Annotated in this window: 18 protein-coding genes and 1 pseudogene; 10 read left to right on the forward strand and 9 right to left on the reverse strand. The window is 32.7% G+C overall.

What is annotated here, in order from left to right; all coding sequences use genetic code 11:
• Window positions 1-37 precede the first annotated feature (37 nt).
• Complete coding sequence (locus tag QM746_RS14880; RefSeq protein WP_414984941.1) at window positions 38-1,210, reverse strand: esterase; 1,173 nt, start codon at window positions 1,208-1,210, stop codon at window positions 38-40.
• A 145-nt stretch (window positions 1,211-1,355) separates the two neighbouring features.
• On the opposite strand from QM746_RS14880, the gene QM746_RS14885 reads away from it, so the two are divergent.
• Complete coding sequence (locus tag QM746_RS14885; protein WP_414984942.1) at window positions 1,356-2,105, forward strand: NUDIX hydrolase; 750 nt, start codon at window positions 1,356-1,358, stop codon at window positions 2,103-2,105.
• A 156-nt stretch (window positions 2,106-2,261) separates the two neighbouring features.
• On the opposite strand, the pseudogene QM746_RS14890 reads toward QM746_RS14885, so the two are convergent.
• The 3 genes and pseudogenes from QM746_RS14890 to QM746_RS14900 all read right to left on the reverse strand — a co-directional run bounded on the left by QM746_RS14890 (window position 2,262) and on the right by QM746_RS14900 (window position 5,799).
• Window positions 2,262-3,089: pseudogene (locus tag QM746_RS14890) on the reverse strand (IS982 family transposase).
• 258 nt (window positions 3,090-3,347) lie between these two features.
• Window positions 3,348-4,319 (reverse strand): glycoside hydrolase family 43 protein, encoded by a 972-nt coding sequence (locus tag QM746_RS14895; RefSeq protein WP_414984943.1) that lies wholly within the window; start codon window positions 4,317-4,319, stop codon window positions 3,348-3,350.
• A 28-nt stretch (window positions 4,320-4,347) separates the two neighbouring features.
• Window positions 4,348-5,799 carry an MFS transporter gene (locus QM746_RS14900; RefSeq protein WP_414984944.1) on the reverse strand — a complete coding sequence of 484 codons (1,452 nt, stop codon included), beginning with the start codon at window positions 5,797-5,799 and terminating at the stop codon, window positions 4,348-4,350.
• A gap of 151 nt (window positions 5,800-5,950) precedes the next feature.
• On the opposite strand from QM746_RS14900, the gene QM746_RS14905 reads away from it, so the two are divergent.
• From QM746_RS14905 to QM746_RS14945, 9 genes are all read left to right on the forward strand, one after another.
• Complete coding sequence (locus QM746_RS14905) at window positions 5,951-6,970, forward strand: LacI family DNA-binding transcriptional regulator (RefSeq protein WP_414984945.1); 1,020 nt, start codon at window positions 5,951-5,953, stop codon at window positions 6,968-6,970.
• A 27-nt stretch (window positions 6,971-6,997) separates the two neighbouring features.
• Complete coding sequence (locus QM746_RS14910) at window positions 6,998-9,142, forward strand: alpha-glucuronidase family glycosyl hydrolase (RefSeq protein ID WP_414984946.1); 2,145 nt, start codon at window positions 6,998-7,000, stop codon at window positions 9,140-9,142.
• Window positions 9,143-9,233: 91 nt separating this feature from the next.
• Window positions 9,234-11,150, forward strand: coding sequence for a sialate O-acetylesterase (locus QM746_RS14915; RefSeq protein ID WP_414984947.1), 1,917 nt, complete (start codon window positions 9,234-9,236; stop codon window positions 11,148-11,150).
• Window positions 11,151-11,164: 14 nt separating this feature from the next.
• Window positions 11,165-12,286: an endo-1,4-beta-xylanase gene (locus QM746_RS14920; RefSeq protein WP_414984948.1), complete on the forward strand. Its 1,122-nt coding sequence runs from the start codon at window positions 11,165-11,167 to the stop codon at window positions 12,284-12,286.
• A gap of 30 nt (window positions 12,287-12,316) precedes the next feature.
• Window positions 12,317-13,942, forward strand: a complete 1,626-nt coding sequence (locus QM746_RS14925) for a DUF5597 domain-containing protein (protein WP_414984949.1) — start codon at window positions 12,317-12,319, stop codon at window positions 13,940-13,942.
• A 37-nt stretch (window positions 13,943-13,979) separates the two neighbouring features.
• Window positions 13,980-14,633, forward strand: coding sequence for a fructose-6-phosphate aldolase (gene fsa, locus QM746_RS14930; protein WP_414984950.1), 654 nt, complete (start codon window positions 13,980-13,982; stop codon window positions 14,631-14,633).
• 14 nt (window positions 14,634-14,647) lie between these two features.
• A complete protein-coding gene (locus QM746_RS14935; RefSeq protein WP_414983346.1) occupies window positions 14,648-15,496 on the forward strand; it encodes a transketolase in 849 nt (282 codons plus the stop codon).
• A gap of 13 nt (window positions 15,497-15,509) precedes the next feature.
• Window positions 15,510-16,466, forward strand: coding sequence for a transketolase family protein (locus tag QM746_RS14940; protein WP_414984951.1), 957 nt, complete (start codon window positions 15,510-15,512; stop codon window positions 16,464-16,466).
• A 170-nt stretch (window positions 16,467-16,636) separates the two neighbouring features.
• Complete coding sequence (locus QM746_RS14945) at window positions 16,637-17,371, forward strand: glycoside hydrolase family 11 protein (protein ID WP_414984952.1); 735 nt, start codon at window positions 16,637-16,639, stop codon at window positions 17,369-17,371.
• A gap of 65 nt (window positions 17,372-17,436) precedes the next feature.
• Here QM746_RS14945 and QM746_RS14950 read toward each other — a convergent pair whose 3' ends face one another.
• The 5 genes from QM746_RS14950 to QM746_RS14970 all read right to left on the reverse strand — a co-directional run bounded on the left by QM746_RS14950 (window position 17,437) and on the right by QM746_RS14970 (window position 24,811).
• Window positions 17,437-19,896, reverse strand: a complete 2,460-nt coding sequence (locus tag QM746_RS14950; protein ID WP_414984953.1) for a glycosyl hydrolase 115 family protein — start codon at window positions 19,894-19,896, stop codon at window positions 17,437-17,439.
• A 241-nt stretch (window positions 19,897-20,137) separates the two neighbouring features.
• On the reverse strand, window positions 20,138-20,926 hold the full coding sequence (locus QM746_RS14955; protein WP_414984954.1) for a T9SS type A sorting domain-containing protein: 789 nt from the start codon (window positions 20,924-20,926) through the stop codon (window positions 20,138-20,140).
• 66 nt (window positions 20,927-20,992) lie between these two features.
• The gene (locus tag QM746_RS14960) at window positions 20,993-22,096 is read right to left on the reverse strand and encodes an endo-1,4-beta-xylanase (protein WP_414984955.1); all 1,104 of its coding nucleotides are present in this window, start codon (window positions 22,094-22,096) and stop codon (window positions 20,993-20,995) included.
• The gene (locus QM746_RS14965) at window positions 22,093-23,208 is read right to left on the reverse strand and encodes a hypothetical protein (RefSeq protein WP_414984956.1); all 1,116 of its coding nucleotides are present in this window, start codon (window positions 23,206-23,208) and stop codon (window positions 22,093-22,095) included. The genes QM746_RS14960 and QM746_RS14965 overlap by 4 nt, the downstream gene beginning before the upstream one ends.
• Window positions 23,209-23,224: 16 nt before the next feature.
• The gene (locus QM746_RS14970; protein WP_414984957.1) at window positions 23,225-24,811 is read right to left on the reverse strand and encodes a RagB/SusD family nutrient uptake outer membrane protein; all 1,587 of its coding nucleotides are present in this window, start codon (window positions 24,809-24,811) and stop codon (window positions 23,225-23,227) included.
• Between the last annotated feature and the right edge of the window lie 3 nt (window positions 24,812-24,814).

The raw sequence follows: 24,814 nt of genomic DNA on the forward strand, positions 1-24,814 counted from the left end.
AAATTTTAGAATTTTTCATAAAAATTGAGTTAAAGTTTTATTTGAATAATAATGGTAAAAATTCATTAAGATAAGCTCTCCAATTGCTCCATGTGTGTCCACCTGCAGATTCTACATATTGATATTTGAAGTTCATTCCGTCTAATTTTTGTCTGAAATCTGCTACATTTTTATACAAGAAATCATCTTTACCAATTCCAATCCAATAAAGTTTGAATTGATTATTAAATTGTGCTTTTAGCTTTTCATCCAAATTTTTATAAATCTCAGAAGTTGCATTTTGAGGAGGCATAACCGCGGGAGAAAACAAACCTACATAACCGAAAGTTTTAGGATAATTCGCCGAAATATAAAGCGAATGAACCCCCCCCATCGATAAACCAGCAATAGCTCTGCTGTTGACATCTGTTTTCACTCTGTAGTTGCTTTCCGTAAAATCTATAATTTCTTTAAAATAAGTTTCCATATCCGCATTAAAAACATCAGGAGTCATCATTACCGGTTTATAAAAACCTTTGGCACTTTCTCCGGGAGCTGCTGCATTGCTGGTATGTCCGTTTGTCATTACCACAACCAAAGGTTTTGCTTTTCCTTGTGCAATGAGATTATCTAAAATTTGAGAAGCTCTACCAAGCGTCATCCAAGCGTCTTCATCACCGCCAACTCCGTGTAAAAGGTATAAAACGGGCAATTTTTCTTTAGAATTTTCGTAACCAGCAGGTGTATAAATGGTGATTCTCCTATCGGTTTTCAATCCTTTTGAAGAATACCATCTTTTAGAAACCGTTCCGTGTGGTACATTTTGAACTTTATAATTTTCAGATTTTGGTCCGTCTATATAAACCATATTCATTACATTGGCAATATCTCTTACCAAATACACGTTATTTGGATCATCCACTTTTACACCATCTACAATAAAAGAATAAGTGTATAAATCTGGTTGAAGATTAGTTTGAGTAGTTTCCCAAACGCCAGTTTCTTTTTTTTGTAAATCAACAGTTCCAGGTTCCCAACCTTTTGGAGGAAGCAAATTCCCAATCAATTTTACAGATTTTGCTTCGGGAGCTTTTAACCGAAAAGTAATGCTATTACCAATAATTTCTGGAGAAACGAGTTCTTTTTTGCCAGAAAAATCTAGACTCTCTTGTGCATTTACAACAGCAAAACTTAGAATGAATGCTGTAGTAATGGCTTTTATTATTTTCATAGGTATAAAAAATTAATTAGTTATTGCTTCATATAGAAGCATTTCAATATTACATTGATTTTCTGAATCAACAAAGAAAAAAATTGAATTTTTTAATATGAACTATTCTCCGATTTAATACTACATTTGTACAGAGAAACGAACTATGGATTTTAAAGAAATCATCATCAATAATTCTAAAAAAGCTTACGAAATTTATGTTCCGCATATTTCTGTGGATACTGTAATTTTTGGATTTAACGGAGAACAACTAAAAGCTTTACTTCTAAAAATGAAATTCAACCAACAATGGTTTTTACCAGGTGGATACATGAAAAAAGAAGAAAACTTAGAGTCTGCGGCAAAGAGAATTTTAAAAGAAAGAACTCAATTAAGCGATATATTTCTTCAGGAATTTTCTGTTTTTAGTGAATTTAATAGAAGTGAAAAGACCTTTGAAGATTTCCCAGACGACCTTTGGCACAAGCAAAGGTTTATTAGTGTAGGTTATTATGCATTGGTAAATCATAAAGATGTTTCGCCAATTGGGGACGAATTAAGTGAATCTTGTGATTGGATTTTTCTAGATGAATTAGAAAATTATAATATCACGATGGATCACAAAAAAATCATAGAAAAAGCGTTAAATACATTAAGAGAACAAATTTCTTATAAACCAATTGGCTTAAACTTGCTTCCTGAAAAATTTACACTTCCTGAGCTACAAAAACTGTATGAAGCAATTCTTGGCAGGACATTGAACCGAGGAAATTTTTACAGAAAAATTAAAAATATTGGAATTCTAAAAAAACTAGACGAACAAAGAAAAGGTGGCGCACACAAATCTCCGGATTTGTATATTTTTAATCAAGAAAATTATTTTAAAGCACTAGAAAGTGGAATTGCTGGTTGGTAAAGAAAAAAAGGAAAGTATGTTTTCAATATTTTTTTTAAACCTTAAAAATGCATAACTTATATTTTCAAACACAAAAAAAATATCTATTCTGTATTAAAATACTAATAGTTTTATTAATCATTTTAAATTAATAGTAAATAGTACCCGTTGTGCATTTTAGATAATATTGACTTTTAAATTATTGATATTTCGCTTGAAATAGACTTTATTGATGAATTGCACAACGGTTAAAGCTGTTATTTTAGCTAATATTCTGGTTTTAAATCCCTCAAAACTCTTTGCATAATTACGTCTAATCATAAATTGGTCACATAATTGCGAAAACAGTGTCTCAATTCTCTTTCTCTGTTTTTTGAACAAATAAAATTGAGGTCTGTAATCTTTCTGATTCACTCTTTTGGGCGTTGCTAATTCTATATTTGCATAATTGAATAAATCAATTTGAATTTCAGATGACAAATATCCTTTATCCCCAAGTAATGTACAATCCGACAATTGTTCTTTAATATCTTTTAAATAGTGAATGTCGTGAACAGAGGCTGGACTTAAATCGATACTTTGGAAAATTCCACTTATAGAACAAACCGCATGAAGTTTGTAACCATAAAAATGCATTTGTTGGGAGGCACAAAAACCTCTGTTTGGATAACAATATTAAGCATCTTTACAAATTTTTGAGGTGTGACTTCTGGAAAGTTTGCAAACTTCTACAGGCATACTATCAATGATAAAGAACTTCTCATGTTCGTTAAAACTTCTTGCCAGTTTCATTCTTATTTCATTAATCTTACTGGCTAATCTGCGTTTCCGTCGATTATAGACACTTCGATCTATTTTTTGCCCAAGTGTATCGGGGATATGGCGAAAAAGATGGTTTTCACTATCAATTCCCATAAATTCAGCAGTTAGAACGAGACTAATCAATTCCAAATCTTTTAGTTTTGGCACTCGTCTTTGGTAAGATAGAAGATTTTCACTGGATATTTTTCTTAAAACTTCCAAAATTGACTCCGTCGAACCACTTCGTTAGGTTTCTTTCGTAATTTGCTTGCAAGTTGTTCATTGTAAATGTTTTGTGGTAAAAACAATTTACTGATTTTAAATCGAATGAACAACTTTATTCTTTTTATTCATAATGCACAACGGGTTAAATAGTATAATTACAAAAAATGAAAAAACCCGAAGAATAACTCTTCGGATTTGTATTAATATTGAAAATTACTTTCGCCTTATTATAAAACACTAACTTTTTGTACCTTCAATTGTTATTATTTTTCCATCTTTATCATATTCTAGCTCTACTACTTTCATGCTACGTAGCCAAGTAATATCATTAGATGGAACACAATCGTGATGAAAAAGATACCACTTCCCTTCAAATTCGACAATTGAATGATGAGTGGTCCAACCAACAACTGGCGTTAAAATAACTCCTTGATAAATAAATGGTCCATAAGGATTATCTCCTATTGCATAACATAACAAATGTGTATCTCCTGTAGAATAGGAAAAATAGTATTTCCCGTTATACTTATGCATCCAAGAAGCTTCAAAAAAACGTTTTTCTGTATCACCTTGTTTTAGAGGTTCTCCGTTTTCATCTAAAATAATTACATCTTTAGGTGTTTCAGCAAATTCTAACATATCACCAGAAAGTTTAGCAACTTTAGCACAAAGAGCAGGGGCATTATCTTCTGGCAAAGCACCTATCTCTTGAGCTTTATTATTTCGATATCTTTGCAATTGTCCTCCCCAAATTCCACCAAAGTATAAATAATAATTTCCATCATCTTCAAAAGCACAAGGATCTATGCTATAGCTACCAATTATTGGATTCTTTTCGGGAACAAAAGGACCTTCTGGTTTATCACTAACAGCAACACCAATTCTAAAAATATCTGTTTTGTCTTTCAAAGAAAAGTAGAGATAATATTTCCCATTTTTTTCGGCACAATCAGAATCCCAAAGTTGTCTTCCTCCCCAAGGAATATCACTTACTTCTAAAACTTTGCCATGATCTATAGCTTTACTCGTTTCTGGATTCTCTAGAGAATAAACATGGTAATCTTTCATCGCAAAGTGATCTCCATTATCATTTTCGGGTTGTCCAGAATCATAATCATGAGATGGATAAATGTATATTTTTCCGTTAAATACATGTGCTGAAGGATCTGCCATATACAAATCATCTACTAGATATCTAGGTTCTTTCATTTGAAATTATTTAAGGTTTAAATTTATATTAGTTATTTTTTCTTCTTTCCGCTAACTCTTTTTCTATTTTCACTTCCATTTTTTTATCAATCTTATAAAAGAAAAGCAATCCACATGATATAAGAAAAGGTATAGCAGGAAAAATGCTTACCAGTAATTTAGCTCCTGTAGCAACACTGGCAGGCTGAATTATATTCTGAGTTCCACTAGCTGAAATATATCCATAGTGTCCAATAATTGATGCTACCAAAGCACTTCCAACACTCAACCCTACTTTTAAACCAACCATCATAGCAGAAAAAATAATTGCTGTAGCTCTACGATTGTTTTTCCATTCCGAATAATCTGCTACATCTGCAATCATTGCCCACAGTATGGGAGTACTTATTCCATAAAAAAATCCATGTAAAATTTGAGAAGAAAACATTATTCCCACAGATTTTGGCGGATAAAAAACGAATAACACTACAAATACTGTTGATATAAATAATGATGCAAGAAATACATCTCTTTTACCATATTTATCTGCAAATCTTTTAGAAAAAGTTATTCCAATAATCATCATTATAATTCCACCGGCATTGAAAAGTCCAAATCCAGCAGATTTAGGATCTTCTCCAAAAAAATTCATCCCGATTGAATTAAAAAAATGAGTAATTGGAGAGATAAATTCTTTTAAACTTGCCTCATCAACATAGTTATTAAAATAATATACATAAGAACCTCCCTTCATTGCCAATGTAATAAAAATAAAGGTAGTAACCGTAAGCATTATAATCCATGGTTTATTCTGTAATAAATCTTTTAAATCTTCTTTTAAGCTAGATTCTTGTTCAGATGTAGGAACTACTCTTTCCTTAGTCGTAAAAAAAGTTATGAGTAACATTAATGTTCCAATTACAGCAAGCCAAGTCATCACAGTTTCAATTCCTAAAGCTTTATCCCCATTACCTACTGATAGTATAATTGGAAGCATAAATACCTGAACAAAAAACTGTGCAAACATTACAGCTACAAATCGATATGAAGAAATACTATTTCTCTCTCCCATATCTCCTGTAATAACTCCACTCAAAGCAGAATAAGGCAAATTATTAGATGCGTACAACAACAATAATATAGAATAAGTAATGGCAGCATATATCATTTTTCCTTTATAAGAAAAATCTGGTGTACTAAAAGCTAATAAAGCAGCTACACCTAATGGAACTGCAGTAAACAAAATCCATGGACGAAACTTACCCCATTTGGAATGAGTTCTATCTGCAACTGCTCCAATTATAGGATTAAAGCCAAAGCCTGCGATTAAACCTACTATTAGCGTAATAATAGAAGCATCTTCTGCCTTTAGACCATAAATATCTGTATAAAAATAAGCTAAATAAGTAACTAATGTTTGAAAAACTAGATTAGCCGCCAAATCTCCGAGGCTATATCCTATTTTTTCTACTACTGAAATTTTTTGATTCCCTGTGTCCATTTTAAATAAGGGTTTTAATGTGTTCTGTTTGAATGAAATAGTTTTTATACGGCTAATTTAGAAAAAAAAGATAATTTTCTGCAATCGATTTCTTATTTTTTTTTAAATTTGCTTTTATAAATCATGTTTAATCTGATTTTGAATATTTAAAATGAATAAACAAGTTACTATATATGATATTGCATCAAAGCTAAATGTATCTCCTTCCACTGTTTCGAGAGCACTTAACAATAGCAAGTACGTCAATAAAAATACTAGAAAACTAATAAAACAAGAAGCCGAAAAATTAGGATACAAACCAAACTCCTTTGCTGTTGGTCTCCGTAACAATCAAAGTAATACGATTGGCATTCTAATTTCTAGAATTAACAGATCATTTAATTCCACTTTAATTAGTGGCGTAGAAAGCACCGCAAGAAAAGCTGGCTACAATGTTATTATTTGCCAATCTAATGACTCTTATGAAAATGAAGTAAAAGGTGCAGAAGCTTTATTATCTAGCCGTGTTGTCGGATTAATTGTATCTCTGGGAATGGAAACCAATAATTATGACCATTTCAAACCCTTTTTCGATTCAAAAACCCCAGTAGTATTTGTAGATAGAGTTCCTCTCTTAGATTCCTACAAAGTGGTCATTGATGATTACAAAGCTGGTTATGAAGCTGTAGAACACCTTATAAAAAAAGGTTGCAAAAGAATTGCATTATTCACAGGCTCACAAAACAGAAATGTATATTTAGACAGAAAAAGAGGTTATATACAAGCTTTAAAGGACAATAAAATACCTATTGACGATTCTATTATTTTTGTTTTAAAAACACTAAGTGCTGAAGAAGGTGAAAAAGCTACAAAAAAAGTAATGAGTATGAAAAATCCTCCTGATGCAATTTTTTCTACTAATGATACTGCTGCTGTATCTGCAATTCTTACCGCAAAAAAATTAGGATTCAAAATACCAGAACAATTAAAGATAATAGGGTTTAACAACGATCCAATATCCACTATTGTAGAGCCTACTCTATCTACAATTGCTCATCCTTATGAAAAAATGGGAGAAATTGCGGCAAAGAAGATTCTGAATCATTTAGATCAAAATCAAGAAATAGATAAAGATGTTTCTGAGGTTACTATTTTAAAAACACGATTAGTTGAAAGAGACTCTACAAAATAATATTTTCAAATTCAATAAAATTTAGACATGAAGCTACTTAATAAATATATCACTTTCCTTCTATTTATTAGTTTTAATCTTATTACTTATTCACAAATAACTAAAGATTATGATTTATGGCTTCAATATACTAAAACCTATATCTATAATGACTTATTAAAAAACATTTCCTTAGATACAAATAATGAAACTGAAAAAGTAATAAAGAGTGAACTTGAGCTTGCCTCTTTAAAAATGTATGGCTTCAAGCCTAAATTCACTAATACAGGAAACGCTGACTTAATTCTTAAAAAAAATTCAGAATTAGATTCTTCTCAAAAGAACATTTCAGAAAAAGTAAATAAATTAAACAACGAAGGATTTGTAATCGAAACCATTAAAAACAGTGGCAAGCAAAGAATAATTATTTCTTCTAAAACATCTATTGGATTACTTTATGGAACTTTTAGATTACTTAGAGAATTACAAATTAGTCCTAATAAAAAAGAATTCAATATTATAGATGAACCTAAATTAAAGGTAAGAATGCTTAATCATTGGGATAATTTAGATGGCACAATAGAACGTGGATACGCAGGAAATTCTCTATGGAATTGGCAAAAATTACCCGAACTGATAGACCGAAGATATATAGACTATGCCAGAGCAAATGCTTCTGTAGGAATTAATGCTGTTACTTTAAATAATGTAAATGCTAATGCATTAATTCTCACGCCTTATTATTTAGAAAAAGTAAAAGCTTTGGCTGATACTTTCCGACCTTTTGGGATAAAAGTTTACCTTACCGCAAGATTCTCTGCGCCTATAGAAATTGGCAATTTAAAAACCGCAGACCCTTTAAATACAGAAGTTCAGCAATGGTGGAATGAAAAAACTAACGAAGTTTACAAATATATTCCAGACTTTGGTGGCTATCTTGTAAAAGCAAACTCCGAAGGACAACCAGGACCACAAAATTACGGTAGAAATCATGTTGATGGAGCTAATATGTTAGCAAAAGTACTGAAACCTCACAACGGAATTGTAATGTGGCGAGCTTTTGTGTATTCTGAAACTGATTCTAGCGACAGAGCAAAACAAGCCTATAGAGAGTTTGTTCCTTATGATGGAAAATTCGAAGAAAATGTTTTGGTACAGGTAAAAAATGGAGCTATCGATTTTCAACCTAGAGAACCTTTCCACCCTATATTTGGTGCAATGCCTCAGTCAAAACTAATGATGGAATTCCAAATTACTCAAGAATATTTAGGATTTAGTTCTCATTTAGTTTTTCTTCCAAAATTATATGAAGAAGTATTAAAATCTAGTACCAAAAATAAAGAAAAAGAAAATACTGTTGCTCAAATTATCTCAAGCAGATCAAATGAATTGAGTGGAATTGCCGGTGTTGCTAATATTGGAAATGATTTAAACTGGACAGGTCATCCTTTTGCACAAGCTAATTGGTACAGCTTTGGAAGACTTGCTTGGAATCCTGAGCTTAATTCTGAACAAATTGCTAAAGAATGGTTACAACAAACGTTTTCTAACAATTCAGATTTCGTAGCATCAATCTCTAAAATGATGATAAAATCTAGAGAAAGTGTAGTAAAATATATGACTCCTCTTGGCTTGCATCACATTATGGGAACAGATCATCATTACGGACCTGGGCCTTGGGTAAATAATCTTGCAAGGCCAGAATGGAATCCCGTTTATTATCACAAAGCAGATAAAAATGGTATCGGATTTGACAGAACTTCTATTGGCAGCAATGCTTTATCTCAATATTCCCCAGAAATTTCTCAATATTTTGGAGATTTAAAATCTTGCCCAGAAGAATATTTGCTATGGTTTCATCATCTTCCTTGGGATTATAAAATGAAAAACGACAGAACACTTTGGGACAATTTAGGAATAAAATATCAAGAAGGTGTAAACGAAGTAAGAAATATGATTAAAATTTGGAATGATTCCAAAAAATACATAGATACCGAAAGGCATCAAGAAATTTCTCAATTATTAGAAATACAACTAAAAGAAGCCATCTGGTGGAAAGATGCTTGTATGAGCTATTTCCAAAGCATCTCTAATCTTCCATATCCAAAGGAGATGGAGATTCCTATATATTCTTTAGAGTATTATAAATCTTTAAAATTTCCTTATGCACCAGGCATTAAACCGCATTGGTAAAATAAATATTTTTTACTATTAAAAAACAATAATTATGAAAAAAAACTTTAAATATTAATTCATTTTTATTTAAAATATCAAAACTTAGCACATGAAAAATCAAAACTATAAATTTACCGTGATATTATTATTTTTGTCATTTAGCTCAATTGCAATCGATGCCAAAATCATACTCCCAACGCTAATTACTGATGGAATGGTTCTTCAAAGAAACCAAAATGTTACCATTTGGGGCAGCGCAGATTCTGGAGAAAAAGTAAATTTAAAATTTCTTAATAAAAAATATCAAACCGTCGCAAATAACAGCGGAAATTGGAAAATCAAACTCGCTCCCATGAAAGCTGGAGGTCCTTTTGAAATGGTAATTAACGACATTGCCATCAAAAATATTCTAATTGGTGATGTATGGATAGCATCTGGACAATCTAATATGGAATTGCCTATGAGAAGATTAACTCCTCTCTACGAAAACGAGATAAAGAACGCAAACAATCAAAATATCAGATTTTTTACAGTTCCTCAAAAATATAATTTTAAAGCTCCTCAAACAGAATTAGATGGTGGAAAATGGGAAGCTACCAACCCTGAAACTATTCTTAATTTCTCTGGTGTTGCCTATTTTTTTGCTAAAGAAATAAGCAAAAAGAATAATGTCCCAATTGGCATTATCCATACCAGTTTAGGAGGCTCTCCTGTGCAAGCATGGATGAACGAAAATTCTCTAAAAAATTATCCCGAATATCTGCAAGAAGCCAAAAAATGGCAAGATGATAATTTAATAAAATCTACAGAAGCTACAGAAGCAGCGCTTAGCAATGCTTGGTATGCAGAATTGGATCAAAGCGATATAGGACTTAATCAACAATGGCAAAGTTTTGATCTCGAGGATTCTGATTGGAAAACGATGCAAATCCCTGGCTCTTGGGAAGATAAAGAAGGTGAATTTGATGGTTCAGTTTGGTTTAGAAAAGAAATTATACTACCCAAAGATGCAGACAAAAAAGCAGCTTTTCTAAATTTAGGAAGAATAAAAGATGCTGATATTACTTACATTAACGGAACTAAAGTAGGAAATGTAACGTATGAATATCCTCCTCGTTGGTATGATATTCCTACAGGTGTTTTAAAAGAAGGAAAAAACATTATTACTGTAAGAGTTTCTAACGGAAGCGGAAAAGGTCAATTTATTGCAGATAAACCTTACTATTTAGAAATTGACGGACAAAAAATAGATTTAAAAGGTGAATGGCAGTATAAAATAGGAGCTAAAATGAAAAAAATGGCTCCAGGACAAACATTTATTCGCTGGAAACCAACCGGACTTTATAATGCGATGATTCATCCATTAATTCATTATAATGTGAAAGGTGCACTTTGGTATCAAGGTGAAAGCAATACTGGTAAACCTAAAGAGTATGGAAATTTATTAACCCAAATGATTCTAGATTGGAGGAATAAATGGAACCAAAAAGAAATGCCTTTTTTAATTGTACAATTGGCAAATTTTATGGAACCTAGAAAGTTACCTTTAGAAAGCAATTGGGCAGAATTAAGAGACCAACAAAGATTAGTTTCTAAAAATGTACCCAATGTAGGACTAGCCGTAAGCATAGACTTAGGAGAATGGAATGACATCCATCCACTAAACAAAAAATCTGTAGGAGACAGACTGGCACTACAAGCCGAAAAAATTGCTTATCAAAAAAATGTAATTGCAGATGGCCCAATCTATGAATCTATGAAAATTGAAGGAAACAAAATAATACTTTCTTTCAAAAAAGGAACAGATAATTTACAACCAACCAATTATTTAAAAGGCTTTGCAATAAAAGGAAAAGATGGAAAATACGAATGGGCAAAATCTAAAATTGAAGGAAACAAAGTTGTGATTTGGAATGATAATATAAAAGAACCAATTGCTGTAAGATACGATTGGGCAGACAATCCAGATGGTAATTTAAAAAACAAAAGTGGTTTACCTTCTTCATCTTTCACCACAGAAAACTAAAAAACAGAATTAAAATGAGAACATACAAATTATTACTTTTATTCCCCATACTAATGTTAGCAGTTTTTTCTTGTACTGCGCAAAAAACTAAAAATGTAACCCTAAAAGATGCCTATAAAGACAAATTTTTCATAGGAACCGCATTAAATTTAGATCAGATTCACGGCAAAGATGTACAATCTGTAGATATTATCAAATCACAATTCAATTCTATAGTTGCAGAAAACTGCATGAAAAGTATGTATCTACAACCTGAAGAAGGAAAATTTTTCTTTGATGATGCAGACAAATTTGTAGAGTTTGGTGAGAAAAATAAAATGTTCATTATTGGGCATAATCTACTTTGGCATTCACAAGCTCCGAGATGGTTTTTCACTGACAAAGAAGGAAAAGATGTAACTCCTGAAGTTTTAAAAGAGCGTATAAAAAATCATATTACTACCATTGTTACTCGTTACAAAGGAAGAATTCAGGGTTGGGATGTTGTAAATGAAGCCATTTTGGATGATGGACAATATAGAAAAAGTAAATTCTACGAAATTTTAGGAGAAGAATTCATTCCATTAGCTTTTCAGTACGCTCATGAAGCAGATCCTGATGCAGAACTTTATTATAATGATTATAATGAATGGTTTCCTGGTAAAAGAGAAGCTATCATAAAATTAGTAAAAACTTTAAAAGAAAGAGGTTTAAAAATAGACGGAATAGGAATGCAATCTCATCTTGGCATAGAGACTCCTTCATTGGAAGAATACGAAAAAGCAATCGTCACTTACTCAGATTTAGGAATTAAAGTAAGTATTACAGAGCTTGATGTAACTGCTCTACCATCACCTTGGGGAACTAGTGCCAATATTTCTGATGTAAATAAATACAGAAAAGAATTAGACCCCTATAAAACTGGAATTCCGGCTGAAGCTGAAAAAGTATGGGAAAACAGATACCTAGATTTATTCAAATTATATCTAAAACATCAAAACAAAATCAGAAGAGTTACACTTTGGGGCGTTACTGATTTACAATCTTGGAAAAATGATTTCCCGGTAAGAGGAAGAACAGATTATCCTTTGCTTTTTGATAGAAATTACAAAGCCAAAACTATTGTAGAAAAATTAGTAAATGTGGTAAATCAATAATATTTCTACCAAACCATTAAAAAAATGAAAATGAAAAAGTTTAAAATATTTGCAACACTACTTCTTTTATTATCAATTAGCAATTGTTTCTTTGGTCAAAATCAAATTCCTCATTTAGAAAAAACAGGAAACAAACAGCAATTAATAGTTAATAATCAACCATTTATTATTTTAGGTGGCGAACTGGGAAACTCTACTGCTACCACAATGGAATCTATGGAAAATGTTTGGGAAAAACTCAAACTAATGAATATGAATACATTGCTTACACCTGTTTATTGGGAATTACTAGAACCTGAAGAAGGAAAATTTGATTTTACTTTAATAGACGATTTGATTTTTGAGGCTAGAAAACAAAATTACAAATTGGTTTTTCTATGGTTTGGCTCATGGAAAAACTCCATGTCCAGTCACGCACCAGCTTGGGTAAAATTAGATACAAAAAAATATCCTAGAACAAAAAATGAAACAGGCGAAAACCAAGAAATTTTGACTCCTTTTTCTGAAAACAATCTAAAAGCCGACTTAAATGCTTACCAGCAATTGCTTCGTCATATTAAAGAAGTAGATAGCAAAGAGCAAACCGTAATAATGATTCAAACAGAAAACGAAATAGGAATGCTTCCTTCGGCTCGTGATTATCATCCTTTAGCTACCGAAAAATTCAATCAGCAAGTGCCGAAAGATTTAATGAATTATTTATCAAAAAATAAAAACATTTTAAATCCAGATTTATTAAATATTTGGAAAAATAACGGTTTCAAAACCAAAGGAAATTGGGAAGAAATATTTGGAAAAGGGCTTCAAACAGACGAAATTTTCATGGCATACTATTTTGCAAAATATACAAATGAAATTAGTTCTGCTGGAAAAAAAGAATATGCAATACCTAGTTTTGTAAATGCAGCTCTCAATCGCCCAGGTAAAAAACCTGGTGAATATCCAAGTGCTGGACCTCTGCCACATATTTTGGATATTTGGAAAGCGGCTTCGCCAAGTATAGACTTGTATTCTCCAGACTTCTACAATCCCGATTTCAAACATTGGTGCGATTTGTACACCAAACAAAACGAAACTCTTTTTATACCAGAACACCAGTTCAACAATAGTATTGCAGCTAAAGCGCTCTATGCAATTGGGCATTATCAGGCTTTGGGCTTTTCTCCTTTTAATCCAGAACAAACAGATCACCCAAAAGAAGAAAAATTAACTAAAGCTTATGAGGCAATAGCGCAAATAAAACCATTGCTAGATACCAATTGGGGGAAAAACAAAATAGAAGGAATATTACTAGATAAAGATAACAGAGATGCCACATTTACGCTTGGCAATTATGAATTTAAAGCGCAACACACATTCAATTTGGGTTGGGAACCTAATTCTAAAGCCGAAAATTGGGAAACCGCAGGCGGAATTATTATTCAAACTGGCGAAAACGAATTCTATTTTGTAGGTTTTGGAGTTTCACTAACCATGAAAAATACTAAAAACCCCAATAAAAAAGTGGGCATTTTGAAAACCGACAAAGGTTATTTTAAAGATGGAAAATGGACTGTTCTACAACATCTTAATGGAGACCAAACACACCAAGGAAGACATATCAGGTCTTTTGTAGATGATTTCTCCATTCAACGATTCACTTTATATAATTATTAAAAAGCAAAAAATATTATCAATTAAAATAATTAATCTTATGAAATTTTTTATAGACACTGCTAACTTAGAGCAGATTAGAGAAGCCAATGATTTAGGAATTTTGGATGGCGTAACTACCAATCCTTCTTTAATGGCAAAAGAAGGCATTAGTGGAAACGAAGCTATTCTTCAGCATTATAAAGATATTTGCGACATTGTTGATGGCGACATTTCGGCTGAAGTTCTTTCTACAACTTACGAAGAAATGATTGCTGAAGGCGAAACTCTTGCGAAAATTCATCCTAATATTGTGGTAAAAATACCGATGATTAAAGACGGTGTAAAAGCTCTAAAATATTTCTCAAACAAAGGAATCAAAACCAATTGTACATTAATTTTCTCTGCAGGGCAAGCTCTTTTGGCCGCAAAAGCTGGTGCTACTTATGTTTCACCATTCTTAGGAAGATTAGATGATATTTCTACCGATAGCCTCAACTTAATTGAAGAAATAAGACTAATTTTTGATAATTATAACTATCAAACTCAAATTTTAGCAGCTTCTGTAAGACACAGTATGCACATCATCAATTGTGCTAAAATTGGTGCAGATGTAGTAACCTGTCCGCTTCAACCTATTCTTTCTTTATTGAAACACCCTCTTACTGATAGCGGTTTAGAACAATTCATCAAAGATTCTCAAAAAATGATTTAATCAAGAAAAAAATTATGTCACACGATATTACAAAACTAAAAAATATTGCTTCACAGGTAAGAAGAGATATTGTTAGAATGGTTCACGCTTGTCAATCTGGGCATCCTGGTGGTTCATTAGGCTGTACAGATTTCTTGGTTGCTCTCTATTTTGACGAAATGAAAAGAAATCCTGGGTTTGATATTAAAGGTAAAGGCGAAGATGTTTTCTACCTTTCGAATGGGCACATTTCGCCAGTGTTTTACAGTGTTTTAGCACATGCAGGATATTTTGATAAAAGCGAATTGGCTACTTTTAGAAAACTGAATTCCAGATTACAAGGACATCCTACCACGCACGAAGGTTTACCAGGTGTAAGAGTAGCTTCGGGTTCTCTTGGGCAAGGATTGTCTGTTGCTATTGGACATGCTTTAGGTAAAAAATTAGACAATGATTCTAGCTTGGTTTTTACACTTCATGGTGATGGAGAATTACAAGAAGGACAAATCTGGGAAGCTTTAATGTATGCTGCTCATAATAAAGTAGATAATTTAATTGCAACGGTAGATTATAATGGTCAACAAATAGATGGCCCTACTTCTAAAGTGCTTTCTTTAGGAAATCTAAAAGCTAAATTTGAAGCTTTCGGGTGGAAAGTTCTAGAAGTTGAAAATGGTAATGATATGGAAGAAATTCTAAAAACTTTAGACGAAGCTAAATCTTTAGCTCACCATGGTCAACCGATTGGTATTTTATTAAAATCTCAAATGGGAGCTGGTGTAGATTACATGATGGGAACTCACGCTTGGCACGGAAAAGCGCCTAATGACGAGCAATTGAAACGTGCTTTAGACCAATTAGAAGAAACTTTAGGAGATTATTAATACGAATTCGATTATGAAAAAATATACTTACACAGAAAAAAAAGACACCAGATCTGGTTTTGGTGCTGGCTTAGCTGAACTGGGAAGAACCAACCAAAATGTGGTGGCATTATGTGCAGATTTAATTGGCTCTCTTAAAATGGAGAAATTTATTGAAGAAAATCCTAATCGTTTTTTCCAAATTGGTATTGCCGAAGCTAATATGATTGGTATTGCTGCGGGCTTAGCTACAGACGGAAAAATTCCTTTTACTGGTACTTTTGCTAATTTTTCTACAGGCAGAGTTTACGACCAAATTCGTCAATCTGTAGCTTATTCTGATAAAAATGTGAAAATTTGCGCTTCTCACGCCGGTCTTACTTTGGGTGAAGACGGTGCTACTCACCAAATTTTAGAAGATATTGGATTAATGAAAATGCTTCCAGGGATGACGGTTATTAATACTTGTGATTATAATCAAACCAAAGCAGCTACTATTGCTATTGCAGAGCATCACGGTCCGGTTTACTTGCGTTTCGGGAGACCTGTAATCCCAGTTTTCACAGATGAAAATCAAAAATTTGAAATCGGAAAAGCTTGGATGGTAAACGAAGGAAAAGATGTAACGATTGTTGCTACAGGACACTTGGTTTGGGAAGCTATAAAAGCGGGAGAAATCTTAGAAGAACTGGGCATAGATGCGGAAATAATCAATATTCACACGATTAAACCTTTAGACAGAGATGCTATTCTAAATTCTGTAAAGAAAACGGGTTGTGTGGTTACTGCCGAAGAACATAATAAATTAGGTGGTTTAGGAGACAGTGTGGCTCAACTTTTAATTACAGAACTTCCTACTCCGCAAGAATATGTGGCGGTAAACGATAGCTTCGGAGAAAGTGGAACGCCTGAACAATTAATGGAAAAATACGGACTTAATGCGGATGCTATCGTAAAGGCTGTTAAAAAAGTTATCGAAAGAAAAGAGTAAGAAACAATAAAACTATTCATATTTTAAATCATTTATTATTATTTACCCTCAAAGCATCAGAAAACCAACTGATGCTTAAGCATTTATAGCTAAAATACATATCTAATTCTAATGTATTATAACAAATTATTAGTTAAAGAGTATTTGAATAAAACTTAAATTTTAAAATCATGAAAACAATATTCTCTCATAAAAAAATATTCCACTTTTATTTTTTATTAATTTCCTTTTTTCTTGGAAGTCTAAAAATAAGCTCACAAATTTTTTGTATCGATAATAAATCTGAGCAGATAACAGGAATAAAAGATGGTTACAGATATGAATTGTGGAACCAAAATTCACAAGGAACAGCTTGTATGACTATAGGAAATGAAGCATTATTTAGTGGTAATTGGAGCGGTGTTGAAAATTATTTAGCACGTAGAGGTTTAGAGTACAATCAAACAAAAAAACATCACGAAATTGGTGAATTTTATGCGCATTACAACTGCAATTATAAACCTTCTAAAAAATCTGCAGGAAACTCTTATTTATCTGTTTACGGATGGACAATTGACCCTTTAATTGAATTTTATATTATTGAAAATTGGCAAAATTGGATACCTTCTATGGCAGATAGTGCACAACTGAAAGGAGAAATATATGTGAATGGGAGTTATTATGATATTTATGAAAATGTAAGAGTAAATCAACCTTCAATAAATGGAATTACTACATTCAAACAGTATTTCAGTATCCGAAGGAATAAACAAAGTAGTGGAGAAATAAATATCTCAAAACATTTCGCCAAATGGGAAGAGCTAGGAATGGATATGGGAAAAATGCATGAAGTATCTTTTGTAGTAGAAGGATACCAAAATAGCGGTAAATTCAAATTTAAAAATTTGAATTTATTTGTAAAATAAAAGAGAGATGTCTTATAAAAAGAACATCTCTCTAAGTATGAAAAACACTTTAAATTGAGCAAAAACTAATAAAATAAATCACTCTCTGGCGCGCCCAGATAGCTTGGTTTAAGTCCACCTGTATCTATTAAAATCTTTTCTAAGACAATACCAGCTTCTAAAACTCTGAAACGCAATGTGTGTTTACCAGATTGTGAAATATGATGTTTTGTGATAGATTTAATGATATGTTCTGATTGCCATCTTCCCAATTCACCTTTATAATGTCCATTAAAATTGATAATTTGTGGACTTCCTCCATCAAAGGAAATTTCATATCGCAATCCTTTATTGTGATTATAATTTAAAGTGGGCGCTAAAAGCAGTTGAACTTCGAACTCTCCTTTAGATTCAAAATTAATATCGTATTCTAAATAGATGTTTTCATTGGTATTAGGACCAGCACTTTGGGGAAAAGTAGTTACTCCAGATTTTGTTTTTCCAAAATCAGGAATCACTTCCCAATGAATTCGATCAGAATTATTCATTCTTGCGAAATTTTCAGCTTCTATAGAAATATAACCATCTTTTTCTTTAAATACTTTTTCTTTGGAAGCATTATCATCATATATATAGGTTACCTCTGGCATTACGTTTTCTTTTCCATCAGCCCAACTTTTATATCCAATTTTCATTTGATCCATCATGTGTATCCATTTTCCACCGGCAATCTCATTGTTGTATTTATGGTCTAGATATGCACTTCTTTCAAAACATTCTTTTACTCTGTCTGCATAGAAATTGGCTTGCAAATCTTTTTTCTTAGCAAATTCTCTATTTTTAGCAACTGCATAATACATTTCGTACAAATTACTACATGCATCAATAGGATAAAGAACCAACTGATAATAAGCATCTTGATATTCAGCAGGAATACGTTCTTTCAAACGCAAAGCATCAACTGCCAAAGCTCTATAATCATTCAAAACAGTTTCAAATTCATTGTAATTTTCAAGACTATAGGTTTTACTATCTAATGTTTCAGGAGTTACTCTTCGGTTGTATTTGGCGTAGAGATTAATCATTCTGGCAATTTCTTTAGCATATTTCTCACCAAACTGCTGTGCAGACCATTTTTCGGTGTATTCCAGAAGGTTTTTAGAGTTAAATTGTTTCGGATTCCATGCCATTTCTAAGAAAAAACTAATCGGGAATTCCATTGGTTTTAAATCGCCAACGTTTACTACCCAAAGTTGATCTACTTTATGCTCATAAGAAAGATTCATTTGCTCCCAAACTCTCTGTATTGGGCTAATATTAATCCATTTAGAATTTCTAGGCCCTCCTACATAATCAAAATGATAATACATACCATAACCTCCTTTATGCAAAGGTTTTGTAAGATCCGGTAATTTTCTCACATTTCCCCAATTATCATCACAAAACAACAAAATGACATCATCCGGAACCCTCATTCCTTTATCATAATAATCCTGAACTTCTTTATACAATGCCCAAACCTGAGGCGTTTTTTCCGCTTTTTTACCCGTAACTTCTTCTAAAATTTTTCTTTGATCTTTTACTATATTTTCTAGCAAAGCAATGTTGGTTCCTTCTCCCATTGCTTCATCACCATCACCACGCATTCCTACAGTTACTAATTTTTCCCAATTTTTACTTCTTTCAATTCCAGATTTCCAGAATTCTTGCAAAACTTTTTGATTTTTAGAATAATCCCAAACATTTGGCAGATTATTTTTCTTAATATATCTGTGCCAATCTTCCTGTGCTTGCGCCATTGGTTCGTGGTGAGAAGTTCCCATTATAATACCCATTTCATTAGCCAATGGTCCGCTCAAAACATCATTATCATAAAAAGCTTTTCCCCACATTGCAGGCCAAATGTAATTGCCTTTCATACGTAAAATCAACTCAAAAACTTTCTCATAAAATTTAGAATTTACTCCGCCAAAAGTAGCTCTAGCCCAACCTCCTAATGAAGGCTCTTCGTCATTTAAGAAAATTCCTCGGTATTTTACTGCAGGTTCTCCATCAGTATAAATTCCTTTCTTGAAATAAATATTTTCTTTTGCTTTCAAAGGAACGTCTGCCATATAATACCACGGCGAAACACCAATTTGTTGTGACATTTCATAAATTCCGTAAATAGTACCTCTTTTGTCGCTTCCTGCAATCACAATCGCTTCAGAAACTCCTGAAAAAGGATTGCTGATATTTTGGATGATAAATTTTTCGTTTTTACCTGTTAAAGCTTTTCCGTCAATTTTTTTCTGCTTAATCAAATCATCTATCACAGATTTTGTTCCTACAGTTCCTATAATAATCAAAGGTGAATTGACTCCTGAAATTTGATTCAAAATCGTTGGTTGATTTTCTGTAACTTTCAGAAAATCAGATTGCAAGATTTTCACCGCTCTTAAAATTCCATTATCAATTCCAGAATTGGTAAAAATAGAGAGATTAACTGATTTTTCTTTTAAAACAATAGTTTCTGAATTTTTTTCTGTAATAATAAATGATTGCACCGCTTTCAATTTGAAAACACAAAAAACAAATATTAAAGTAAAAAATATTTTACAGTGGCTTTTCATAATGATAATGTATTACAATTAAAAAAAAATTTAACCCAAATTACGTATTAGTTTTCTTGTAGTAGAATTAATGAAAAATTAAAAAAGAGCTTTATTAGATATAAAGCCCTTAGCCTATTAAATATTGTTATGTGTGAAAAAATAGTACTTCATAATTTCAAAGTATAATAATTAATTAGTTTTTAATAAATTTAAAAGATTTTCCTAAATCTGTTGTCAAAATATAATTTCCTTTTGGTAATACGGATACATTTATAGTTTTGGCAGCATTAGTAGTAAAGACTTTTTTACCACTTAAATCATAAATACTTATTGTTTTTGCATCAGAAAACATTGCTACATCAAGATTAAGCACATCTTTTGCAGGATTAGGATAAATAGCTTTATTATTTTTTTGATTTTTAGTATCATCAATTCCTAAAGATGAAGTTTCATATAAAACAACATCATCAATATAATAAGTACCCACTGCAGATTTTCCAAATTCTAGATAAGGTTTATATTTAGTGGCATTACCTGTAAAAACAAAAGAATATAACGTCCAATCTCCTTGTGTTATCGCAACATCAGCGCTCCAAAGAGACGAGCCTGAATTTGAAATTCTAACTGTACCACCACCATTGGTTGTTTTCATCCAAAATCTTAGCGTATATGATGTGCCATTAGCTACAGTAGGATATGTAGCAGCAGACTCACTATAAGAACTAGCAACTTGTATCCTCCATTGATCTGCTGTAGCCGTCACAACATTTAGCTGGTAAGCTGCACCACCACCATGTTTTTCAGTATTTTGCCAAACAAAATTTGCTGAAGCACCACTACCAACCCCCAAAAACCACCAATATGCATTAGTAGGAGAACCTCCTTCAAAGTCAAAATTACCTGCAGATGGTAATAAATTGGTTTGCGCCTGAAATGAATTGGCAGCAAACGCTAATACTAAAGATAATAAAATTTTTTTCATAAGATATTTATTTAATTGAGTTAATAAAGGTAAGGGGTTTAGAAGCCCTTACCTTGTTGTGTTGTTTTATTGCTGTAATGCTTCTATCACTCCTTGATGAGCGAGTTTATACTCATATCCATCTCCGAATAACAATGGATAATCTGTATATCCACTTCCATTAGTTTTTAGCCAACTATCTACATCTCTCATTCCCCAAATGGTAATTCCGAATCTTTTTGCTGCAGGAACTTTGGTTTTATAAATACTTATAACCTCTTTGTATTTATTCTTTTGAGCAATTGCAGTAGCATAATCATAAGAAGATACAGAACCTGTAGGATTTACTAAAACATCTAATTCTGAAAAGTGAATTAATTTACCTGTAGCTACAACATTATCCATTATAGTATTAAGAACTGTAGCAGAAGGTGTTGTAATGGAAATGTGCATCTGCAATCCAATTCCATCAATTAAACTTGAATTAGCATTAACCATGGAAACTACTGCATTAGCTTTAGTAACATTACTTTCTAGATTAAAATCATTATAGAATAATTTTGCTGTAGGGTCTGCAGCTCTAGCCCACTGGAAAATCTTTGTAATATAATTACTACCTAATCTTTGAGAAAAAATAGTACTCCTGAGGCTACCATCTTCATTGAAAGCTTCGTTTACCACGTCCCAAGAAGCTACTTTTCCTTTATAATGTGTTACCACATCTGTAACATAAGTCTTAATAGCAGTTTCGAACTCTGCATTGGTACCTGTAAAATTGGTAACCCAAGTTGGGACTTGTTGGTGCCAAATAAGTACATGCCCATGCACTCTCATAGCATTAGTTTGAGCAAAATCTACAATTGCATCTCCAGGCACCCAATTATAAGTACCTTGTGAGGGAGAATGAGTAGAGAATTTCATTTCATTGCCTGCAGTAACACTATTGAATTCTTTTTTTGCAATTGTGGCAAAATTAGTACTGCTCGCTTGGTTTTGAGACATTGCTATTCCTATAGGAAAAGATGATACGTCTTTCATTGCTTTAGTAGGCGTGTAATATACAGATGTGCTAGGAGTTCCACCTCCTGTATCTGTTTGATTACCTGTCCCTAACTTCACTGTTATATCTCTATCTTCATTACAACTTAATAAAATAAGTGATGAAATTAATATTGTTGTTAACTTTTTCATAATTGAATGAATCTTAAATTATCAATATTGATTTGTGCACCAAGTGTTGCTGATGTCATTATTTTAATTTGGTTTATTAATGCTGGTGTTGGAATTTGAGTAGCTCCTACAGAAGATGGGTCTCCGTTGTATTGCCATCCAATATCTTTATTAAGTCTGATGATAACTGTTTTCCAGCCAGCAGCAGCTTTCACATTATAGGTATAAAAATTGCCATTAGATTGATTAAATCTAATAAATGTTCCTTCTGGGGAACCATTGGTATTAATATCTGCTACAAAAATTACATCTGCTGCAGTACCAGATAAACCAAAAGTAGAGGCTATCGCATTAGTTTCATTACCTGCCCCCCAAGAAGTCCCGTTAGAAGTGATTTTATAATAACTTCCCGAAATTGGTGTAGGAGAAGGCCCACTAAGAATACCTGTTTGATCTGTAACATAAGCATTATAAGCTCCCGTCCAAGAAAGACCTGTAAACCTTGTGCCATCCCAATTCTCTACCATTATTTCTTTTCCAATAAAAAACAGTGATGGGCTTATTGCAGTTCCTTTATCAGTTTCAACAGAAATATACCCATATCCGTTACTTACACCAGAAGGAACATTAAATTTGATAGAAGATTGATCAGCAGATACTGTATAAGAACCTATTGGAATCTCCACATTACCAAGCATTACTTTTTTCACACCTACAAAAGCACTTCCTTTTACAGTAATAGCTGTTCCAACAGGCGCTGACCCTGGATTTACACTAGATATAATTGGTGCGCCAGGAATAATATGATAATCACTAATTGTATATCTTTTTCCGTCTGCTTCTACTAAAACAATATCTTTATAGCCTGCAAGTGCATTTGCTGGTAAATTAAACTCTAGTAGATTATCTGTTTGAGAAAACGGTAAAGAGATATAAGGATCTGCTTCTATTAAGACATGCAGTACTTTATTTAATCCGCTTCCTTTTATGGCAATATGGTCTCCCGCTAAAGCTTCTCCTGGTGATATAGAATCTACCACAACAGAAATTTTATTATCATCGTTCTCTCTACATCCTACAAAAAATAAAGGTGTAATAAAAAAAACAATAAGGTATTTTATTAAAATTTTCATAATGACAAATTATTTATTAGTTATATCCTTCATTTTGAGGGAAATTCGTAAGTTGTACAAATGACCTTGGTATTGGCCATCTTACGTGGTAGGGTTGTATATTAACTCCTGCAGTAGGGTTGTATAGTTTTACTCTATCCACCAAAAGGTTTAGTCTTTTTAGTATTTCCCATCTTTTGCCTTCTTGCCCTAGTTCTCTTGCCTGTTCTTCCAGAAGTAAATCTTGATTAATGAATGTAAAGTTGTGGGTAGAATTACCATAAGCTCTTTCTCTTAATTTATTGATGTATTGCAGTGCCAATGCATTGTTACCACTCCTCATATATCCTTCTGCTGCTACTAGATAAGTTTCTGCCAAACGAAACTCTACCACCTCTTTTAAACCATAAGCATCTCCTATTGTTCTGCCTAGAGTTGCACCTTCTGCGTATTTCCAAGTGGTTGGGGTGATGGCTTCTGCGCCATATCCTGAGGCTGCACCTACATTTGCTGTGGTTATAGCGTCTCCAAGGCTTACACCTGCTGGTAATTTTTCGGGTACATCGGGAGTACCACCATCAAAATGCCATACTGTTTTGTGCCAAGCGGCTAATCTTCCATCTCCTGTTTGAAACAATGTCCAATAATAAGCGTTTGGATGTAACCTTGCCCATGGTCTTCCTCCTTGTTCAAAAGTTCTACCTACCCCTTCTACTCTATCATAAAGAGGGATATATTGTTGTGCTGTTCTGGCGGCAGTTGGTTCTCCATTCACGCCTGGTTCTGCTTTTGTAAATTGCCATGCTAATAAAATTTCTTTATTGCCTTGAAAATTTTCACTAAAAACCTGATTTAATGCCACTAAACTATGATTACCAGATTCTATAACATTTTTGGCCGTTTCTGCTGCTTCTGCGTTTTTGCCTAACCATAGATATGTTTTTGCTAGCAAATGCCCTGCCGTATCTTGGGTTAGTTTACCATTTTTAGCAGCTGTAGTTGGCAATAATCCTTTAGCTTTTACCAAATCACTTTCTATCAAAGCCCAGATAGCTGCTTTATCACCTGGTTTTACGGTAAAATCTGAAGCATTAGGATTTGGAGGAGTATCAACCAGCGGAATATTGTCATATTGCACTATAAGATTATAGTGAAAATAAGCTCTGAAAAAATAGGCTTCTCCTTTTACTACATTTATTCTTGCCACTTGTGATGCATTATTGGGATTTACACCTGGAGCATTGTCAATATTAGCTAAAATGGTATTACACAAATTCAATCCTCCCAAGTAAGAGTTCCAAATTCTGGTAGTTGTTCCCAAATTTGAATTGAATACGCCATTTAATCTGGCTTGTGCCGAAACATCTGAATCATCGTTTACTAAAATACCTCCTTTTATCAAATCATCGTTGGCATTTTTATACATACAATCCGAATTAGACTGGTATGGATCTCTTGCGGCTCTATATGCACCAATGATACTTCCTTCGTATCCTTCTAAAGTTCCCAAAGCTACTTCTATGGTTCCTACTCCATTTGGTTCTAAATCTACTGTATCATTACAACTTGTTAATCCTAAAAAGGGAAGACTTGCAATTAATATACTGTATTTTAAAAATTTCATAAT

It is taken from the genome of Cloacibacterium sp. (assembly GCF_047601505.1).
Classification (GTDB): Bacteria; Bacteroidota; Bacteroidia; order Flavobacteriales; family Weeksellaceae; genus Cloacibacterium.